The sequence below is a fragment of the Microbacterium sp. Leaf203 genome (assembly GCF_001421275.1).
Taxonomy (GTDB): domain Bacteria; phylum Actinomycetota; class Actinomycetes; order Actinomycetales; family Microbacteriaceae; genus Microbacterium; species Microbacterium testaceum_A.
Genome location: NZ_LMKF01000031.1, coordinates 359,796 through 374,727 on the forward strand (window position 1 = coordinate 359,796; position 14,932 = coordinate 374,727).

Sequence of the window (14,932 nt, forward strand, 5' to 3'; positions counted from 1 at the left end):
ATGGCTACCGAAGAGACCCTCGTCCTGGTCAAGCCCGACGGCGTCGCCCGCGGCCTGACCGGCGCCATCCTGGCCCGTATCGAGGCGAAGGGCTACGCCCTCGTCGACATCCGCCTCGTCGAGCCCGACCGCGAGACCCTCGCCCAGCACTACGCCGAGCACGAGGGAAAGCCGTTCTACGAGCCGCTGCTCGAGTTCATGATGTCGGGCCCCTCCGTCGCGATCCGCCTCGCCGGCAACCGCGTCATCGAGGGCTTCCGCTCGCTCGCCGGCACGACCGATCCCACCACCGCCGCCCCCGGCACGATCCGCGGCGACTTCGGCCGCGACTGGGGCCTCAAGGTGCAGCAGAACCTCGTCCACGGATCCGACAGCGTCGAGTCGGCCGAGCGCGAGCTCGCGATCTGGTTCGCCTGATCCCGGATGCTGTGAAGGCCGCCGCCCCGCGTGGGGTGGCGGCCTTCGTCGTTCGAGGGCGAGGTGGCTGCGCTCCGCGAGGTCGCCGAGCCTGTCAGAGCAACGGGCCCCCGCGGGGCAGGTCCGTCAGGAGCGCGAGACGCGTGCCCGGCGTCCCGCCGCCAACCATGACACCGGGTCCGAGTACGGGGACCACCGAGATCACGAGCGCCCACCCGTCGACGGGAGGTGTCTCGCGCGCCGGGAGAGGCTCACGATGGCCCACCCGGCCAGACCGAACGCCACGAGCGCGACCGCCGACCAGACGAGGTCGTACGCGGCGGGCATCAGTGGGTCCACAGCATCCATGCCCTCGACGCGAGGACACGAGGGGCCGCGCCCACCAGGTCATAGCTGGGCGAGAACGTTCAGCCGCACCTGCGCGATCACCGCGACCACCGCGAACGCCACGATCGTCATGAGCGGCACCCATGCCATGAGCCGGTCGGCGATCTCGCGGACCCGCTCTCGAGGGATCACGCCCTCGCGCAGCACGTGCAGCGTCACGACGAAGAACGACGGGATCACGACAGACCACGTCACCATGCACCAGGGGCACAGCGTCGACAGGACGAAGAGGCTCTGCGAGATGAGCCAAATCACAAAGGTCAGGGCGAAGGCGAAACCGACCCAGAACAGCGCCCAGAACCACCGCGCGAACCGCGCGCCGGCCAGCAGCGCCATTCCGACGACGATGGGAGCGATCCACGCGGCGAGTCCGATGATCGGGTTGGGGAAGCCGAACACGCTGCCCTGTGACGACTGCAGATTCGTCGAGCACTGGACCAGCACGCTGAAGTCACAGGATGCCGCGCTGCCCGGGTTCTCGAGCTGGTGGAAGCGCTCCATGGTGAGGGAGAACGCCGCCCACCAGCCCACGACCCCCGCGAAGATCAGCCAGATCGCGACCACGACCGGACGGCGGGGGGTGACGGTTTCACTCATGCCGTGATTCTCTCACCGACGCCCTATGGGGTCGCTTTGAAGGCGGTCGCTCCACCTTGGTTCGTCTGACGATGGACTCGCGCCGTCGCGGGGCCGGCAGGCGATGTCGCGTCCGAGCGCAGCAACGGTCCAGGAGCGCTCGCTCGTGAGTGCGGTGAACGATGTGGTCTACGACCTGCGCCGAGAGGCCGGCTTACGTGGTCACCGTTGCGCCGACTCCGATCTCCTCACGCCTTCGTCTTCGGAGGGTGCACACGTGGGCGTGTCCGCTTCGCCCATGCCGCGACTCTCTCACCTGGCCGCCACAGGGGCACTTCGGGCAGGTTCACTCATGTGTCGTGAAGACACTGTGGTCGACGACCTCACCCGTGAACAGGTCGAGACTGGGAGGAGGCCCGCCGTGCTCCGCGGCATATTGGGCCTCCCACGCCGTCACGGAGTTCGTGTACGCCTTGTTGTTGTGGGCGTCGATCGGGTTCAAGGGCCCGGGCATGAGCACCCGGTTCACGTTGGGCGGCGTTTCGTCGAACGTGTTCCCGTCGAGGTTAGGCACAACGTCTGTGAGGTGCTGGAAGGCATAAACGGGAATGTGCTCGGGGATGTCGAAGGAGTCGATGGGCGACCCGTTCGTCACGACACCGACGGTGTTGTAGGGGAACGTGCGATCAGAAGCGAGGTTGGCGGCCATGATCCCTCCCTGGCTGAATCCCGTAAGGACCACGTCGCTTCCCGGAGGGATACCTGCGTCGCGCATCGCCTCGAGGACGGCCCGCTCGTAGGCCGTCCGCAATGCCGGGTTGTCCATCATCAACGCGACATTGGAGTCGCGATCGTTGAGTGCGCCCTCATCCGGACCAAGTTGCCAGTCCTGCGTGGAGGGCAGCGAGACGACCCAGCGTTCCACCCCGTCGGGCCCCACAACCTTCTTGATATCAACGACCGTCTGGTCGGCGCCACCCATCGTGTCCGTCGTACCGTTCACCGAAACCAGGTCGGCTAGAGAAGAAATTCGCGTGACTTCCTGCGACCTTTCCCATGCCTCGAGTCGGTCTCCGGTCAGTGTCGCGGGGTCGAGCTCTTCGACGTCCGTCGAGTTCTGCAGGAAGTTCTGGGCCGCCCCGCCGAGAACAAGACCGACAGCGCTGCCCAAGTAACCGAACGGTGCCCCGGAAAGAGACGCCATCGAGGGGAGCATCTGCGAAATGACCTGCCTGAGCGCGTCGAGTCCCTCGGCGATGATGGGCAAGAGCTTCTGAAGAAGTGACCCGAGGGCTGCGAGAGCCTCGAGAAGGTCGGTGACGAGACGGCCGGTCGCTTCGATGAGGTCGTACGCACTACGCGCAAAATCCTCGACGCGTTCGGCGACCTCGAACGGGTTCAGGGTGAACGAAAAGAGTTCGTCAGCGAAGCGCGCGAGTTGCACGAGAGCGTCGCAGACAAACGACCGAGTGGCCTCGACGATCCGAGACGCGAGGCGGAGCGCAGCTGCCGTCGCGGCCGTCCATTCGGCGGCGTCGAGGGCGACCTGGTGGAGGTCCTCGTGGCGCTCCCGCAGCGCCCTCACCGTCCGTCCATCAAGTTCACCGAGTGAAGATCGTGCGTGCTGGACGGTTTCGGGAATGCTCACCAGCGATCGCGAGGCGTCTTCCCATGCCGCGGCTACAGCAGCCGTCGCAGAGGGGTTCCCCACCAACTCGTCGAACCATTCGCGCAGAGGTTGCACGTACTGGAGGACGACGCCCACGACTCCTGGAATCTGAGCGCAGGCATCTCCGCCCGGGCCGCTGGTCGGGAGGCCTCTCGTCCAATTGCCACTGGCGAGTTCCGAACTGACAGCGGATGCCGCGGTCATCCGTCGCTCCGGGCGAAAGCGTCCACCGCGTCCTGCTCCACTGTGGAGAAGACCATCGAGGCGTTGTCCACCCCGTCGGCAACTCGATCTGCCAGATCCTGCGCCGACGTCAGCAGTTCCCGCGCTCGAGCGGCGACCATGTTCGCAAGGGGCACGACGAAGCCTCTGTTCAGAAGACCGAAAGCGTCCTCGGGTAGATCCGCTCGCACGTCGTGCCCCGCCGAGTTGAAGGCACGGGATGCATCACGAGCCAGCGCGGCCTGCTTCTTCAGGACGCCACCGTCGACCTCGATGTGTTGATTCGCTGCGGTCATCGTCCCGCCTCCTCGGAAATCGTCCTGGCCTCGTCCATGGTGATGCTGCTGCCGTCGTAATTGGGCGCTGCGCCCAGACTGGTCAGGGCCGACTTCACGTCGATCCTCTTTTTGTCGCTGTCTCGGAAGGCCAGATCGACATACTTCATGTTCAGAACGCGCCCGTCGAGTGCAACACTGATCACGTCGCGCACGAACTCCGGCGATGCCTTCGTCTCCTCGGCGGCCGGGAGGTCGACGGTTCCGCCGATCGTCAGCGTCTCGGTGAACCCGTCCAGGCTGACGTCGGCGTAGGCATTGGAGATCCCGAGATTGGCCGCTTCCAGTGCGGCGGGGATGTCGGTCTTGTACGAATCGTCGTGAGACGGCAGTTGGCTGCACCCGGCCGCAACGCTTGCGACCAATGCCAGGCCGACGATCGCAGCGATCCGCCCCCGACGTATCACGCTGTCAGCCCCAACCCGCGTGCCCCGGCGAGGTCGGCATCGCTGTATGCGGTCGCGAGGTCGTCCAATGCGCCGCACATTTTCGTCAGCAATGCGGTGCGGCTGGCCAGGCTCACCCCGAACCGCCCCTGGGCCAACGCGTAGGCCTGTTGGGCATCCCCGCTCCACTGCGTGCTGAGCATCGCCGCTTCGCGCGTCAACGCCTCGATGAGCGCATCGATCTGGGCACCAGCGGCCTTGACGTTCTGTGCGGTGCTTGCGAGTCGAGCTGGCGTCACCTCCAGGTGATCGATCATGCGTTGCCCCTCCCGTTCGTCGGCCCGGCGTACTCCTCGTCGACACGTCGCCGCGTTGACTCGACGAGCGGGGAATCGGCGCCGAGGCTCTCCGACATCCGTCGGACGGCGGCGTCCGCCGCATCCCGCTGCGCCTCGCGAACCGTCTCCGTGATGATGCGCGAGAGCGTCGCCGCATCGAGGTCCATCGCGCTCGACGAGACATCGATGCGATCGACCCGTCCGCCCGCAGCAGCCGATACACGCACTTCGCGCCCTAGGGAGCTACGCGTTGCGGTCACCGTCCGCACGTCATCGCCCATCCGAGCAGCATCGTGCGACAGTGCTCTCGCTTTCGCCGTCTGGGCTTGCACACGTGCGCGTGCCTGCTCCAAGGCGGTGAGTGAGTCGTCGGACAAGGTCATGGTGGCCCCCTTCGCCAGAGCTTCGACCGTATCGGGCCCCCGCTTGGTGCGGGAAGTCTCTGTGGATAAGTGCAGGTGACCGCGCCGTCGTGGGCGTTCTCGGCGGTTCGTGCGATAATGAAGGCTGATGTGACCGCGGCCGCGCCGCAGGAACATCACCCAGAAGACTTCGGGCGATGACCGCCCTTCGCAGCACGAGCCGCAGGCCGGCTGCAGACCGAGTGAGTTCGCGGCCCCGCCGGGTGCGGCGCTGCATGAGATTTCGTCGGACGACGCGCGGTGTCGTCCGCCAGGGAGTACCCCGACATGGCCGATGTGACAGACGAACAGAACCCCACCGACGAGACGCCGATCTCTCCGGACACCGCTAGCTCCGACGTCACCCCCGCGGTCGACGAAGAAGAGGCGGCGGTCCAGGATGCCGAAGACGCGGCCGCCGACGACACCGATGCGCCCGCGGTGCTCGACGTGGAGGACATCCCCGCCGCCACGGACGACCCGTCCGAGGTGGACGCGTCGGAGCAGTCCGCAGCGGCCGCGGACAAGGTCGAGCCGATCGCGGAGTCCGAGGTGCCGGCATCCGCTTCCGTTTCGGATGAGTCCGCGTCGGCCGAGGCGGCGACGGAGCAGCCCGAGGTCGCTCCCGCCCCGGCCGAGACCCCCGCCGAGGCCGAGACTCCGGCTCAGCCCGAGACCCCCGCGGAGCCCGAGAAGCCCGCCCGTCCGACCGCCGTGTCGCTCGGCCTGCTCCCCGAGAACTTCGTGTCCGCCGTCTCGACGGCCTTGCACTTCTACGCGCCCGCGCTTCCGCCCGTCGTAATCCGCGATGACTTCGATGACCGCGACGACGAGGGCCCCAGCGAGCGCGTCTCGGCGAACGCCCGCCGTCGCAACCGCCGCCGCGGGGGACCGAACGACAACCGTGACGATGCCCCCGAGGCTCCCGCCGCGCCCCCCGTGCGTCAGCGCGCGGTCGAGGTCATCACCGAGCCCCAGCGGATCAAGGGTTCCACGCGCCTCGAGGCGAAGAAGCAGCGTCGCCGCGACGGTCGCGAGGCCGGGCGCCGTCGCCCCGTCGTCACCGAGGCCGAGTTCCTCGCCCGCCGCGAGGCCGTTGACCGCGTCATGGTCGTACGGTCCAAGGCCGGTCGCATCCAGATCGCGGTGCTCGAAGACAACGTGCTCGTCGAGCACTACGTCGCCCGCAACCAGGACGCCTCGCTCATCGGCAACGTCTACCTCGGCCGCGTGCAGAACGTGCTGCCCAGCATGGAGGCCGCGTTCGTCGACATCGGTCGCGGCCGCAACGCCGTGCTGTACTCCGGCGAGGTCGACTGGGACGGCGTGGAGACCAACAACCAGCCGCGTCGCATCGAGCTCGCCCTCAAGTCGGGCGACCGCGTTCTCGTGCAGGTCACGAAGGACCCCGTGGGCCACAAGGGCGCGCGTCTGACGAGCCAGATCTCGCTCCCCGGCCGCTACCTGGTCTACGTGCCCAACGGCACGATGAACGGCATCTCGCGCAAGCTCCCCGACACCGAGCGAGCGCGCCTGAAGAAGATCCTCAAGGAGGTGCTCCCCGAGTCGTCGGGCGTGATCGTGCGCACGGCCGCCGAAGGCGCCACCGAAGAGCAGCTGACCCTCGACGTGCAGCGCCTCACCTCGCAGTGGGAGCACGTCTCGAGCCAGGTCAAGACGATCCAGGCGCCCGCCCTGCTGCACTCCGAGCCCGATCTGCTGGTCAAGATCGTGCGCGATGTCTTCAACGAGGACTTCACCCGCATGCTCATCCAGGGCGACGAGGCGCTGCAGACGATCTCGTCGTACCTGCAGGGCGTCGCCCCCGACCTGCTCGAGCGGGTCGAGAAGTACGAGGGCGAGCAGGACCCGTTCGACGCGTTCCGCGTGACCGAGCAGATCGAGAAGGCGCTCGACCGCAAGGTCTGGCTGCCCTCGGGCGGCTCGCTCGTGATCGACCGCACCGAGGCCATGACGGTCGTCGACGTCAACACCGGCAAGTTCGTCGGCTCGGGCGGAAACCTCGAAGAGACCGTCACCAAGAACAACCTCGAAGCGGCCGAAGAGATCGTGCGCCAGCTGCGCCTGCGCGACATCGGCGGCATCATCGTCGTCGACTTCATCGACATGGTGCTCGAGTCCAACCGCGACCTCGTGCTGCGCCGCCTCATCGAGTGCCTGAGCCGCGACCGCACGAAGCACCAGGTCGCCGAGGTGACCTCGCTGGGGCTCGTGCAGATGACCCGCAAGAAGCTCGGTCTCGGCCTGCTCGAAACCTTCAGCGAGGCGTGCGAGGTCTGCGCCGGTCGCGGCGTCATCGTGCACCACGACCCGGTCGTCAAGCACCGTCCCGCGGGTTCGTCGAGCAACGGTGGCGGCAACGCGAACGGCGGATCGTCGAACCGTCGCGGACGCGGCGGCAACGGCGGCTCGAACGGCAACGCGTCGACCGGTGGCGGCAACGGCGTTAGCGCCGCGCAGGGCAACGGCGGGGCGAACGGCAACGGGGGAGCGGCGGCGCAGGCCGGCGGCACCCACGTCATCACCGAGGGCGTCAAGTCCGCTCTCGCGCAGATTGCCGCGTCGACCGTCAAGCCCACCATCGACGACCCGGCCCTGGTCGAGGCGGCGGTCGTGGCATCGGTCGAGGCCGTCCTCGAGGCGAAGACCGAGTCGGCGTCCGAGGCGCCCGCCCCGGCTCGCGAGAAGCGCCCCCGCAAGAAGCGCGAGCCCAAGGCGCCCCGCACCGAGAAGGACGCCCTGCTCGAGTCGGTCCTCGAGGCTCTGCCCGAGCCCAAGGCGCCCGGCCAGGGACGCTCGCGTCGTCGCGTCACCACCGCGGCCCTCACCGGCACCCCGGTGAACGCTCAGCCTTCGTCGGAGGCCTGAGCCCCGCTCATCCCGCGTGAGGGGTCGCTTTCCGTCGCCGAGCATCGCTCCCGGCGACGGAGATCGGCCCCTCACGCGTGTATGCGGACGGGGACGGATGCCGCGGACTCGCTCCCGTCGTCAGGGATGAAGCCCGTGGAGCCGGACGCTCAGGGGCGAGGGCGCCGCTCGCGTGCGGTGATCCGCAGTCCCGAGGCGCGCAGACGCCGCACGAGCTCCTTGCCGCCGACGTGCTCCGCCCCCGCGCGGACGAGGTCGGCGTGACGCTCGTCGGGCACGTCATAATGGTCGAGGTCGAACGCGCGGCGCGGGATCCCGGCCGCTGCGGCGAAGGCGTGCAGTTCGTCGAGATCGCTGTCGCTGACCAGGTGAGCCCACAGACGTCCGTGCGCGGGCCACTGGGGATCATCGATCAGGATTGCCATTCCGCGATCCTACGGTCGACACGCGGGTCGAATGCTTTTGCCGGATGCCTCCGGGTGAGCTAAACTTGACCCTTGGTGCGTCGCGTCCACTCCTGACAGGAGCGTGACCCCGCGGGCTCTGCTCGCCGGATCGCACCGAGACTTGGGTCGTCAGACCCTCCCGACGTCATCAGACAACCGGAGCTCCGCGCTCCCGAACGAAAACAGGTGTGAAGTGGTTTACGCAGTTGTGCGCGCCGGCGGCCGCCAGGAGAAGGTCCAGGTCGGCACGGTCGTCGTGCTCGACCGCCAGAAGGCGAAGATCGGCGAGAGCATCCAGCTGCCCGCCGTCCTGTTCGTCGACGGCGACGCGGTCACGACCGACGCCGACAAGCTCGCGAAGGTCTCGGTCACGGCCGAGGTGCTCGGCGAGGAGCGCGGTCCGAAGATCGTGATCCAGAAGTTCAAGAACAAGACCGGCTACAAGAAGCGCCAGGGCCACCGTCAGGACCTCACGCGCGTCAAGATCACCGGCATCAAGTAAGAGCCAGGAGACGCAGAGATGGCACACAAAAAGGGCGCAAGCTCCACCCGTAACGGTCGTGACTCCAACGCACAGCGCCTCGGCGTGAAGCGCTTCGGCGGCCAGGTCGTCCTCGCCGGCGAGATCATCGTCCGCCAGCGCGGCACGCACTTCCACCCCGGCGCCAACGTCGGCCGTGGTGGCGACGACACGCTGTTCGCCCTGGCACCCGGTGCGGTCCAGTTCGGCGCGAAGGGCGGCCGCAAGGTCGTCAACATCGTCACCGCAGCAGCGGAGTAATTCCCGCGCTTCGGCGCACGAGGGGGTGGGCGGCTGCCCACCCCCTCTTCTTTTTTCGAGTCGGCTTCGCCGGCCACACCCGGAAGGACCCGCCATGGTCACCTTCGTCGACCGCGTAACCCTGCACCTACGTGCAGGAAAGGGCGGCAACGGCTGCGTCTCGGTGCGCCGTGAGAAGTTCAAGCCGCTGGCCGGTCCCGACGGCGGCAACGGAGGCAGCGGCGGCGACGTCGTGCTCGTCGCCGACCCGCAGACCACGACCCTGCTGTCGTACCACCACTCGCCGCACCGTTCCGCGGGCAACGGCGGGTTCGGCATGGGCGACCACCGCTCCGGTGCGCTCGGTGAGGACCAGGAGCTTCCGGTGCCGCTCGGCACGGTCGTCAAGGACGTGGACGGAAACGTGCTCGTCGACATGCTCACCCCTGGGATGCGCTTCGTCGCCGCTCCGGGTGGTCTGGGCGGTCTGGGCAACGCGGCGCTGTCCTCTCCGAAGCGCAAGGCACCCGGTTTCGCCCTGCTCGGAACCCCGGGATACGAGGGCGACATCGTCCTCGAGCTGAAGACCGTCGCCGACGTGGCGCTGGTCGGTTTCCCTTCCGCCGGCAAGTCGAGTCTGATCGCCGCGGTCTCTGCCGCGCGCCCCAAGATCGCCGACTATCCGTTCACGACGCTGCACCCGAACCTCGGTGTCGTGCAGGCGGGCGACGCGCGCTTCACGATCGCCGACGTGCCCGGACTCATCGAGGGCGCCAGCGAGGGCAAGGGCCTGGGCCTGGAGTTCCTGCGCCACGTCGAGCGGTGCACGGCTCTCGTGCACGTCCTCGACTGCGCCACTCTCGATCCCGGCCGCGACCCGCTGAGCGACCTCGACATCATCCTCGCCGAGCTCGCGGCTTACCCGGTTCCCGAGGGCCAGGTTCCGCTGCTCGACCGCCCGCAGATCATCGCCCTGAACAAGGTCGACGTCCCCGAGGCGCACGAGCTCGCCGACTTCGTGCGTCCGGATCTCGAGGCCCGCGGTTTCCGCGTGTTCGAGATCTCGACCGTCAGCCGCGCGGGCCTGCGCGAACTCACGTTCGCTCTCGGTGAGATCGTCGAGGAGCACCGCCTCGCCACGATCGATCAGACGCCGCCCGAGCGCGTCGTCATCCGCCCCCGCGGCGCCGAGAAGGACTTCACCATCAAGGTCGAGGGCGGCACGTACGGGCCGGTCTACCGGATCCTCGGCGACAAGCCCGTCAAATGGGTGCAGCAGACCGACTTCCAGAACGAAGAGGCCGTCGGCTACCTCGCCGATCGTCTCGCCCGTCTGGGCGTCGAGGATGGACTGTTCCGCGCCGGGGCGGTCGCGGGTGCGACCGTCGTCATCGGCCCCGGCGACGGCATCGTCTTCGACTGGGAGCCCACGCTCACCTCGGCCGCCGAGCTCATGACCGCGCCGCGCGGCACCGACCCGCGTCTCGTGCAGAACCCGCGCCGCACCTCGTCGGAGCGTCGCGAGCAGTACCACGAGCGGATGGATGCCAAGGCCGACGCCCGCGCCGAGCTCGAGGCCGAGCGCCGCGCGGCGCGTGCCGCGGGCATCACCCCCGACGGCGACTCCTCCCGGCTCGAGTTCGAGGACGAGGAGCGGTGACTGCGACGACGCGCGCCGACATCCCCGGCGCGGCCCGCGTCGTGGTGAAGGTCGGTTCGTCGTCGATCAGCGGCGACGGTGCCCACCGCATCGACACGATCGTCGAGGCCCTGTCGCGTGCGCACGGCGCGGGCACCGAGGTCGTGCTCGTGTCGTCGGGTGCCATCGCCACCGCACTGCCCCTGCTCGATCTCGAGGGCCGTCCGAACGACCTTGCAACGCAGCAGGCTGCGGCGGCGGTCGGTCAGAACGTCCTCATGTGGCGCTACCAGACCTCGCTCGACCGCTTCGGTCTGCTCGCGGGTCAGGTGCTGCTGACGGCGGGCGACCTCGAGAACGCCACGCACCGCTCCAACGCGCGCCGCGCGATGGAACGCCTGCTGGGTCTCGGCATCCTGCCCATCGTGAACGAGAACGACACCGTCGCCACCCACGAGATCCGTTTCGGCGACAACGACCGACTGGCCGCCCTCGTCGCCCAGTTGATCGGTGCCGACGTCCTCGTGCTCCTCAGCGACATCGAGACGCTCTTCACGCTCCCGCCCAGCGAGCCCGGCGCCCGACCCATCACCGACGTCGCGTGGGGCGATGACCTGTCGCAGTTCGAGTTCGGCGCGGGAGTGGTCAACGGCGTCGGCACCGGGGGAGCGGCGACCAAGGCGTCCGCGGCCAAGCTCGCCTCGACCGCGGGGGTGGGCGTGCTAGTCACGAGCGCCGACCTGGTGGCATCCGCTCTCTCGGGCGAGGCTGTCGGCACCTGGTTCGCTCCCAATCCCGACCCTGTCACCCTGGCGACCGGCCCCGTGGGCGCCGTGACCCGCGCCGGTACACTGAGCGCATGACCGTGATCGCCGCCTCCGTCGACGAGCGCCTGCGTCTGGCCAAGGACGCGGCGCGAGAGATCGGTCTGCTCCATTCCGCGCGCAAGACGGCGCTCCTGCACGCCGTCGCCGACGCGCTCGAGACCTCTTCGTCGGAGATCGTCGCGGCCAACGCCGAGGATCTCGACAGAGGGCGCCACGATGCCATCGGTGAAGCGCTCCTCGACAGGCTGCGTCTCGACGACACGCGCGTGGCCGCCCTCGCCGCGGCGGTCCGCGACGTCGCGGAGCTTCCCGATCCGGTCGGCCGCGTGCTCGACCGCCGGACCCTGCCCAACGGCCTGCAACTCGAGAAGGTCGCGGTGCCCTTCGGTGTGGTCGGGTCGATCTACGAGGCCCGACCCAACGTGACCGTCGACATCGCCTCGCTCGCCCTCCGTTCCGGCAACGCCGTGGTCCTGCGCGGAGGATCGGCGGCGCAGAGCAGCAATGCCACGCTCGTCCGGGTCATGCGCGACGCGCTCTCGCAACACGGGGTGAGCCCCGAGGCCATCCAGAGCGTCGACGACTTCGGTCGAGACGGGGCGAAGGCCCTGATGAACGCGCGCGGGCTCGTCGACGTGCTCGTGCCGCGGGGGAGCGCCGGTCTCATCGAGACCGTCGTCACCGAGTCGACCGTGCCGGTGATCGAGACCGGCGCCGGGGTGGTCCACGTCTACCTCGACGCCACGGCCCGCGACGACTGGGCCCGCGACATCGTCCTCAACGCCAAGACGCAGCGGCCGAGCGTCTGCAACGCCGTCGAGACCGTGCTCGTACACCGCGACGCCGCCGACCGGTTGCTGCCCGAGCTCCTGGCATCCCTCGTCGACGCCGGCGTCACGGTGCACGGCGACGCCGACACGCGCGCGCACGATGCGCGGGTCGTGCCGGCCACCGACGAGGACTGGTCGCTCGAGTACGGCACCCTCGACCTCGCCGTCCGCGTGGTGGACGACCTCGATGACGCCCTCGCGCACATCCGTCGCTACTCGACCCACCACACCGAGTCGATCATCACCGACGATTCCGCGGCCGCCGATCGTTTCCTCGCTGAGGTCGACTCCGCCGTGGTCCTGGTGAACGCCTCGACGCGCTTCACCGACGGAGGCGAGTTCGGCTTCGGGGCCGAGGTCGGCATCTCAACCCAGAAACTTCACGCCCGCGGACCCATGGGCCTCGCCGAGCTGACGAGCACCAAGTGGCTCGGGCGCGGCGACGGCCAGGTACGCGCCTGACCGCCTAAAATGAGACGCGCGCCTCGCGCAGACCTCTGATCGGAGCACTGATGACTTTCGTCGCACTTCTGGCCCAAGCCGCAGAAGAAGGCGCCCACCACGGTGGCAACGTGCAGGCCCAGACCTTCTGGTACGGCGCCGTCGCGTTCCTCACCTTCGTGGCCCTGAGCCTCGTGACGCTGTCGTACCGCAACGTGTCGAACCGTCACGCGCACAAGGCGGCGGCGTACACCCAGAAGCACGGGACGCCCACCCCCGAGGCGCACGGCCACTGAGGCCCACCGTATGTCGGTGACGCGCGCCCCTCGCATCGGGGTCATGGGTGGGACGTTCGATCCCATCCATCACGGTCACCTGGTCGCCGCCAGCGAGGTCGCCCAATCGTTCGATCTCGATGAGGTCGTCTTCGTGCCGACGGGGCGTCCGTGGCAGAAGGACGACGTCACCGAGAGCGAGCACCGCTACCTCATGACGGTGATCGCCACGGCATCCAATCCCCAGTTCACGGTGAGCCGCGTCGACATCGATCGCGCGGGGCCCACATACACGATCGACACCTTGCGCGACCTGCAAGAGCAGCGTCCCGGTGCGGAGCTGTTCTTCATCACCGGCGCAGACGCGGTCGCGCAGATCCTCAGCTGGCGCAACCACCAGGAGCTCTGGGATCTGGCGCACTTCGTGGCGGTGTCCCGGCCGGGTCACGTCCTCACGACCGAGGGGCTCCCATCCCAGAACGTGAGCCAGTTGGAGATCCCCGCCCTGTCGATCTCGTCCACAGACTGCCGCGCCCGTGTGCGCCGAGGCCACCCCGTGTGGTACCTCGTGCCCGACGGCGTCGTGCAGTACATCGCGAAGCACCACCTCTACCGGAGCACAGCATGAGCACTCCCGAGAACCCCGAGACTCCCGCGCTGACCCGCCGTCAGTTGCGCGAGCTCCGCCAGACCGGCGCGACGCCCATCATCGTTCCGCAGCCCGAGGGCGAGACTCCGGATGCCGAGACCCCGGCCGCTCCGATCGAGTCGGCCGAGGCGCCGATCGTCGATCGCGTGCCCGAGCGCGGCGCCGACGAGAGCGCGGGCGAGGAGCACGCCGCGTCGGACCACGCCGAGGCCGAGCCCGCGACGCCAGAGCACGAGCCCGCCGTGTCCGAGGAGCCCGCGCCCGTCGAGCAGCGCGACGAACCCTTCGCGCCCGCTCTGCGCCCCGACGCGTTCGACGGGTCCTTCGGCGACGGCGACTTCGGTGTCACCGGTCTCACGCGTCGACAGGTCCGTGCGCAGGAGAAGATCCGCACGGCCGCGGTCCCCGTCATCAGCTCCGACCTCGAGTCGTCGATGTCGCGCCAGAACACCGCTCCGGCACCGCAGGCCGAAGAAGAGTCCGCTCTGCCCGCCATCTTCCGTCCCGCCGCCCCCGACACCGCCGAGAGCCCGATCTCGTCGGACGAGACCGGACCCGGCGCCTCGGTCGTCAACCCCGCGCTCGGCTCCGAGCTGCTGGACGGGGCAAACCCCGAGGTCTCGCTCCCCGCGTCCTTCGATCAGCTCATCTCGCGCAACGCCGCAGCGAGCGGCGCCGTGTCGACCCCGAACGCGCTGATCCTGTCGCAGACCCCCGCCGGCGTTCCTCTGGTCGGTCCCGTCACGGCGACCGGTGAAGTCATGATCACGGGCACGTTCGAGCTGCCCGAGGGTCTGGGCTCGGTCGGTCACGCTCCCGGCACCACCGACGGCCGCGACGCCGACGCCGTGCTCCTCGACGGCGAGCTTCCGCCCGCCTCGTCCCCCACCCCGATCGCGGCGAGTGCCGCGATCAGCACCGTCAAGCAGCCCGGCGAGATCATCCGCCCGCCGGCGCCCGAGAAGGGGAGCAAGCTCCTCATCGGGCTCATCATCACGACCGGTGCTCTCTTCCTGGCGGTGGCCGTCACCCTCGGCCTCGCCTTCACGACAGGAGTCTTCCGATGACAGCCACCGACAACGGTCGCGAGATGGCGCAGATCGCCGCTCTCGCCGCCGACGCGAAGGGCGGCGACGACATCGTCGCGCTCGACGTGTCCGAACCCCTCCCGCTCGTCGACATCTTCCTCCTCGTCACCGGTCGCAACGAGCGCAACGTCGCCGCGATCGCCGACGAGGTCGAAGAGAAGCTCCTCGAGCACGGCCACAAGCGCGTGCGTCGCGAGGGCCGACAGGAGTCCCGCTGGGTCCTGCTCGACTTCGGCGACCTTGTCGTCCACGTCTTCCACGAGGAAGAGCGTGTCTACTACGGCCTCGAGCGGCTCTGGAAGGACTGCCCGGTCGTCCCGATCGAGCTGCCGACCCCGGCGAACGCCACCGACTGAC

General features: G+C 68.9%; 19 protein-coding genes. 11 read left to right on the top strand and 8 right to left on the bottom strand.

The annotated features are described in order from the left end of the window. Window positions 1–417 carry a nucleoside-diphosphate kinase gene (gene ndk / locus ASE56_RS14455; RefSeq protein ID WP_013586434.1) on the top strand — a complete coding sequence of 139 codons (417 nt, stop codon included), beginning with the start codon at window positions 1–3 and terminating at the stop codon, window positions 415–417. A gap of 201 nt (window positions 418–618) precedes the next feature. Here the strand turns inward: ndk and ASE56_RS17080 are convergent, their stop codons facing one another. The 7 genes from ASE56_RS17080 to ASE56_RS16710 all read right to left on the bottom strand — a co-directional run bounded on the left by ASE56_RS17080 (window position 619) and on the right by ASE56_RS16710 (window position 4,869). Beyond that, window positions 619–765 (bottom strand): hypothetical protein, encoded by a 147-nt coding sequence (locus ASE56_RS17080; protein ID WP_156371747.1) that lies wholly within the window; start codon window positions 763–765, stop codon window positions 619–621. A 39-nt stretch (window positions 766–804) separates the two neighbouring features. Continuing rightward, on the bottom strand, window positions 805–1,401 hold the full coding sequence (locus ASE56_RS14460) for a vitamin K epoxide reductase family protein (protein WP_056231127.1): 597 nt from the start codon (window positions 1,399–1,401) through the stop codon (window positions 805–807). A gap of 325 nt (window positions 1,402–1,726) precedes the next feature. Then, entirely contained in the window at window positions 1,727–3,145 is a 1,419-nt protein-coding gene (locus ASE56_RS14465) for a hypothetical protein (RefSeq protein WP_156371748.1), read from the bottom strand. A 104-nt stretch (window positions 3,146–3,249) separates the two neighbouring features. Then, entirely contained in the window at window positions 3,250–3,567 is a 318-nt protein-coding gene (locus tag ASE56_RS14470) for a hypothetical protein (protein ID WP_056231133.1), read from the bottom strand. After that, window positions 3,564–4,013: a hypothetical protein gene (locus tag ASE56_RS14475; RefSeq protein ID WP_156371749.1), complete on the bottom strand. Its 450-nt coding sequence runs from the start codon at window positions 4,011–4,013 to the stop codon at window positions 3,564–3,566. The genes ASE56_RS14470 and ASE56_RS14475 overlap by 4 nt, the downstream gene beginning before the upstream one ends. Beyond that, window positions 4,010–4,309 (bottom strand): WXG100 family type VII secretion target, encoded by a 300-nt coding sequence (locus tag ASE56_RS14480; protein ID WP_056231138.1) that lies wholly within the window; start codon window positions 4,307–4,309, stop codon window positions 4,010–4,012. The genes ASE56_RS14475 and ASE56_RS14480 overlap by 4 nt, the downstream gene beginning before the upstream one ends. Further along, on the bottom strand, window positions 4,306–4,869 hold the full coding sequence (locus ASE56_RS16710) for a YbaB/EbfC family nucleoid-associated protein (RefSeq protein WP_162234521.1): 564 nt from the start codon (window positions 4,867–4,869) through the stop codon (window positions 4,306–4,308). Before ASE56_RS16710 ends, ASE56_RS14480 begins: the two co-directional genes overlap by 4 nt. A 150-nt stretch (window positions 4,870–5,019) precedes the next feature. Between ASE56_RS16710 and ASE56_RS14490 the strand changes: the two genes are divergently transcribed. Beyond that, complete coding sequence (locus ASE56_RS14490; RefSeq protein ID WP_082450718.1) at window positions 5,020–7,620, top strand: Rne/Rng family ribonuclease; 2,601 nt, start codon at window positions 5,020–5,022, stop codon at window positions 7,618–7,620. A gap of 149 nt (window positions 7,621–7,769) precedes the next feature. Here ASE56_RS14490 and ASE56_RS14495 read toward each other — a convergent pair whose 3' ends face one another. After that, a complete protein-coding gene (locus tag ASE56_RS14495; protein WP_056231145.1) occupies window positions 7,770–8,045 on the bottom strand; it encodes a DUF4031 domain-containing protein in 276 nt (91 codons plus the stop codon). 214 nt (window positions 8,046–8,259) lie between these two features. Here ASE56_RS14495 and rplU point away from each other — a divergent pair, with 214 nt between their 5' ends. The 9 genes from rplU to rsfS all read left to right on the top strand — a co-directional run bounded on the left by rplU (window position 8,260) and on the right by rsfS (window position 14,931). Then, complete coding sequence (rplU, locus tag ASE56_RS14500; RefSeq protein WP_055836929.1) at window positions 8,260–8,568, top strand: 50S ribosomal protein L21; 309 nt, start codon at window positions 8,260–8,262, stop codon at window positions 8,566–8,568. Between the two features lie 18 nt (window positions 8,569–8,586). Next, on the top strand, window positions 8,587–8,847 hold the full coding sequence (gene rpmA, locus ASE56_RS14505; RefSeq protein ID WP_055836932.1) for a 50S ribosomal protein L27: 261 nt from the start codon (window positions 8,587–8,589) through the stop codon (window positions 8,845–8,847). 94 nt (window positions 8,848–8,941) lie between these two features. Beyond that, window positions 8,942–10,486 (top strand): GTPase ObgE, encoded by a 1,545-nt coding sequence (gene obgE, locus ASE56_RS14510; protein WP_056231150.1) that lies wholly within the window; start codon window positions 8,942–8,944, stop codon window positions 10,484–10,486. Further along, window positions 10,483–11,328: a glutamate 5-kinase gene (gene proB, locus ASE56_RS14515; protein ID WP_056231153.1), complete on the top strand. Its 846-nt coding sequence runs from the start codon at window positions 10,483–10,485 to the stop codon at window positions 11,326–11,328. The genes obgE and proB overlap by 4 nt, the downstream gene beginning before the upstream one ends. Then, on the top strand, window positions 11,325–12,584 hold the full coding sequence (locus ASE56_RS14520; RefSeq protein ID WP_056231155.1) for a glutamate-5-semialdehyde dehydrogenase: 1,260 nt from the start codon (window positions 11,325–11,327) through the stop codon (window positions 12,582–12,584). The genes proB and ASE56_RS14520 overlap by 4 nt, the downstream gene beginning before the upstream one ends. Before the next feature lie 50 nt (window positions 12,585–12,634). Continuing rightward, window positions 12,635–12,859, top strand: coding sequence for a hypothetical protein (locus ASE56_RS14525; protein WP_056231158.1), 225 nt, complete (start codon window positions 12,635–12,637; stop codon window positions 12,857–12,859). A 10-nt stretch (window positions 12,860–12,869) separates the two neighbouring features. Then, window positions 12,870–13,466, top strand: coding sequence for a nicotinate-nucleotide adenylyltransferase (gene nadD, locus ASE56_RS14530; RefSeq protein WP_056231161.1), 597 nt, complete (start codon window positions 12,870–12,872; stop codon window positions 13,464–13,466). Beyond that, window positions 13,463–14,554, top strand: a complete 1,092-nt coding sequence (locus ASE56_RS14535) for a hypothetical protein (protein ID WP_056231166.1) — start codon at window positions 13,463–13,465, stop codon at window positions 14,552–14,554. Before nadD ends, ASE56_RS14535 begins: the two co-directional genes overlap by 4 nt. Further along, on the top strand, window positions 14,551–14,931 hold the full coding sequence (rsfS, locus tag ASE56_RS14540) for a ribosome silencing factor (RefSeq protein WP_056231168.1): 381 nt from the start codon (window positions 14,551–14,553) through the stop codon (window positions 14,929–14,931). The genes ASE56_RS14535 and rsfS overlap by 4 nt, the downstream gene beginning before the upstream one ends. The last annotated feature ends 1 nt before the right edge of the window (window position 14,932 follow it).

Excerpts from the sequence above, each read along its gene's own strand:
- ndk (WP_013586434.1), top strand. The coding sequence starts at position 1 with ATGGCTACCGAAGAGACCCTCGTCCTGGTCAAGCCCGACGGCGTCGCC.
- ASE56_RS17080 (WP_156371747.1), bottom strand. The coding sequence starts at position 765 with ATGGATGCTGTGGACCCACTGATGCCCGCCGCGTACGACCTCGTCTGG.
- ASE56_RS14460 (WP_056231127.1), bottom strand. The coding sequence starts at position 1,401 with ATGAGTGAAACCGTCACCCCCCGCCGTCCGGTCGTGGTCGCGATCTGG.
- ASE56_RS14470 (WP_056231133.1), bottom strand. The coding sequence starts at position 3,567 with ATGACCGCAGCGAATCAACACATCGAGGTCGACGGTGGCGTCCTGAAG.
- ASE56_RS14480 (WP_056231138.1), bottom strand. The coding sequence starts at position 4,309 with ATGATCGATCACCTGGAGGTGACGCCAGCTCGACTCGCAAGCACCGCA.
- ASE56_RS16710 (WP_162234521.1), bottom strand. The coding sequence starts at position 4,869 with ATGTTCCTGCGGCGCGGCCGCGGTCACATCAGCCTTCATTATCGCACG.
- ASE56_RS14490 (WP_082450718.1), top strand. The coding sequence starts at position 5,020 with ATGGCCGATGTGACAGACGAACAGAACCCCACCGACGAGACGCCGATC.
- ASE56_RS14495 (WP_056231145.1), bottom strand. The coding sequence starts at position 8,045 with ATGGCAATCCTGATCGATGATCCCCAGTGGCCCGCGCACGGACGTCTG.
- rpmA (WP_055836932.1), top strand. The coding sequence starts at position 8,587 with ATGGCACACAAAAAGGGCGCAAGCTCCACCCGTAACGGTCGTGACTCC.
- obgE (WP_056231150.1), top strand. The coding sequence starts at position 8,942 with ATGGTCACCTTCGTCGACCGCGTAACCCTGCACCTACGTGCAGGAAAG.
- ASE56_RS14520 (WP_056231155.1), top strand. The coding sequence starts at position 11,325 with ATGACCGTGATCGCCGCCTCCGTCGACGAGCGCCTGCGTCTGGCCAAG.
- ASE56_RS14525 (WP_056231158.1), top strand. The coding sequence starts at position 12,635 with ATGACTTTCGTCGCACTTCTGGCCCAAGCCGCAGAAGAAGGCGCCCAC.
- nadD (WP_056231161.1), top strand. The coding sequence starts at position 12,870 with ATGTCGGTGACGCGCGCCCCTCGCATCGGGGTCATGGGTGGGACGTTC.
- ASE56_RS14535 (WP_056231166.1), top strand. The coding sequence starts at position 13,463 with ATGAGCACTCCCGAGAACCCCGAGACTCCCGCGCTGACCCGCCGTCAG.
- rsfS (WP_056231168.1), top strand. The coding sequence starts at position 14,551 with ATGACAGCCACCGACAACGGTCGCGAGATGGCGCAGATCGCCGCTCTC.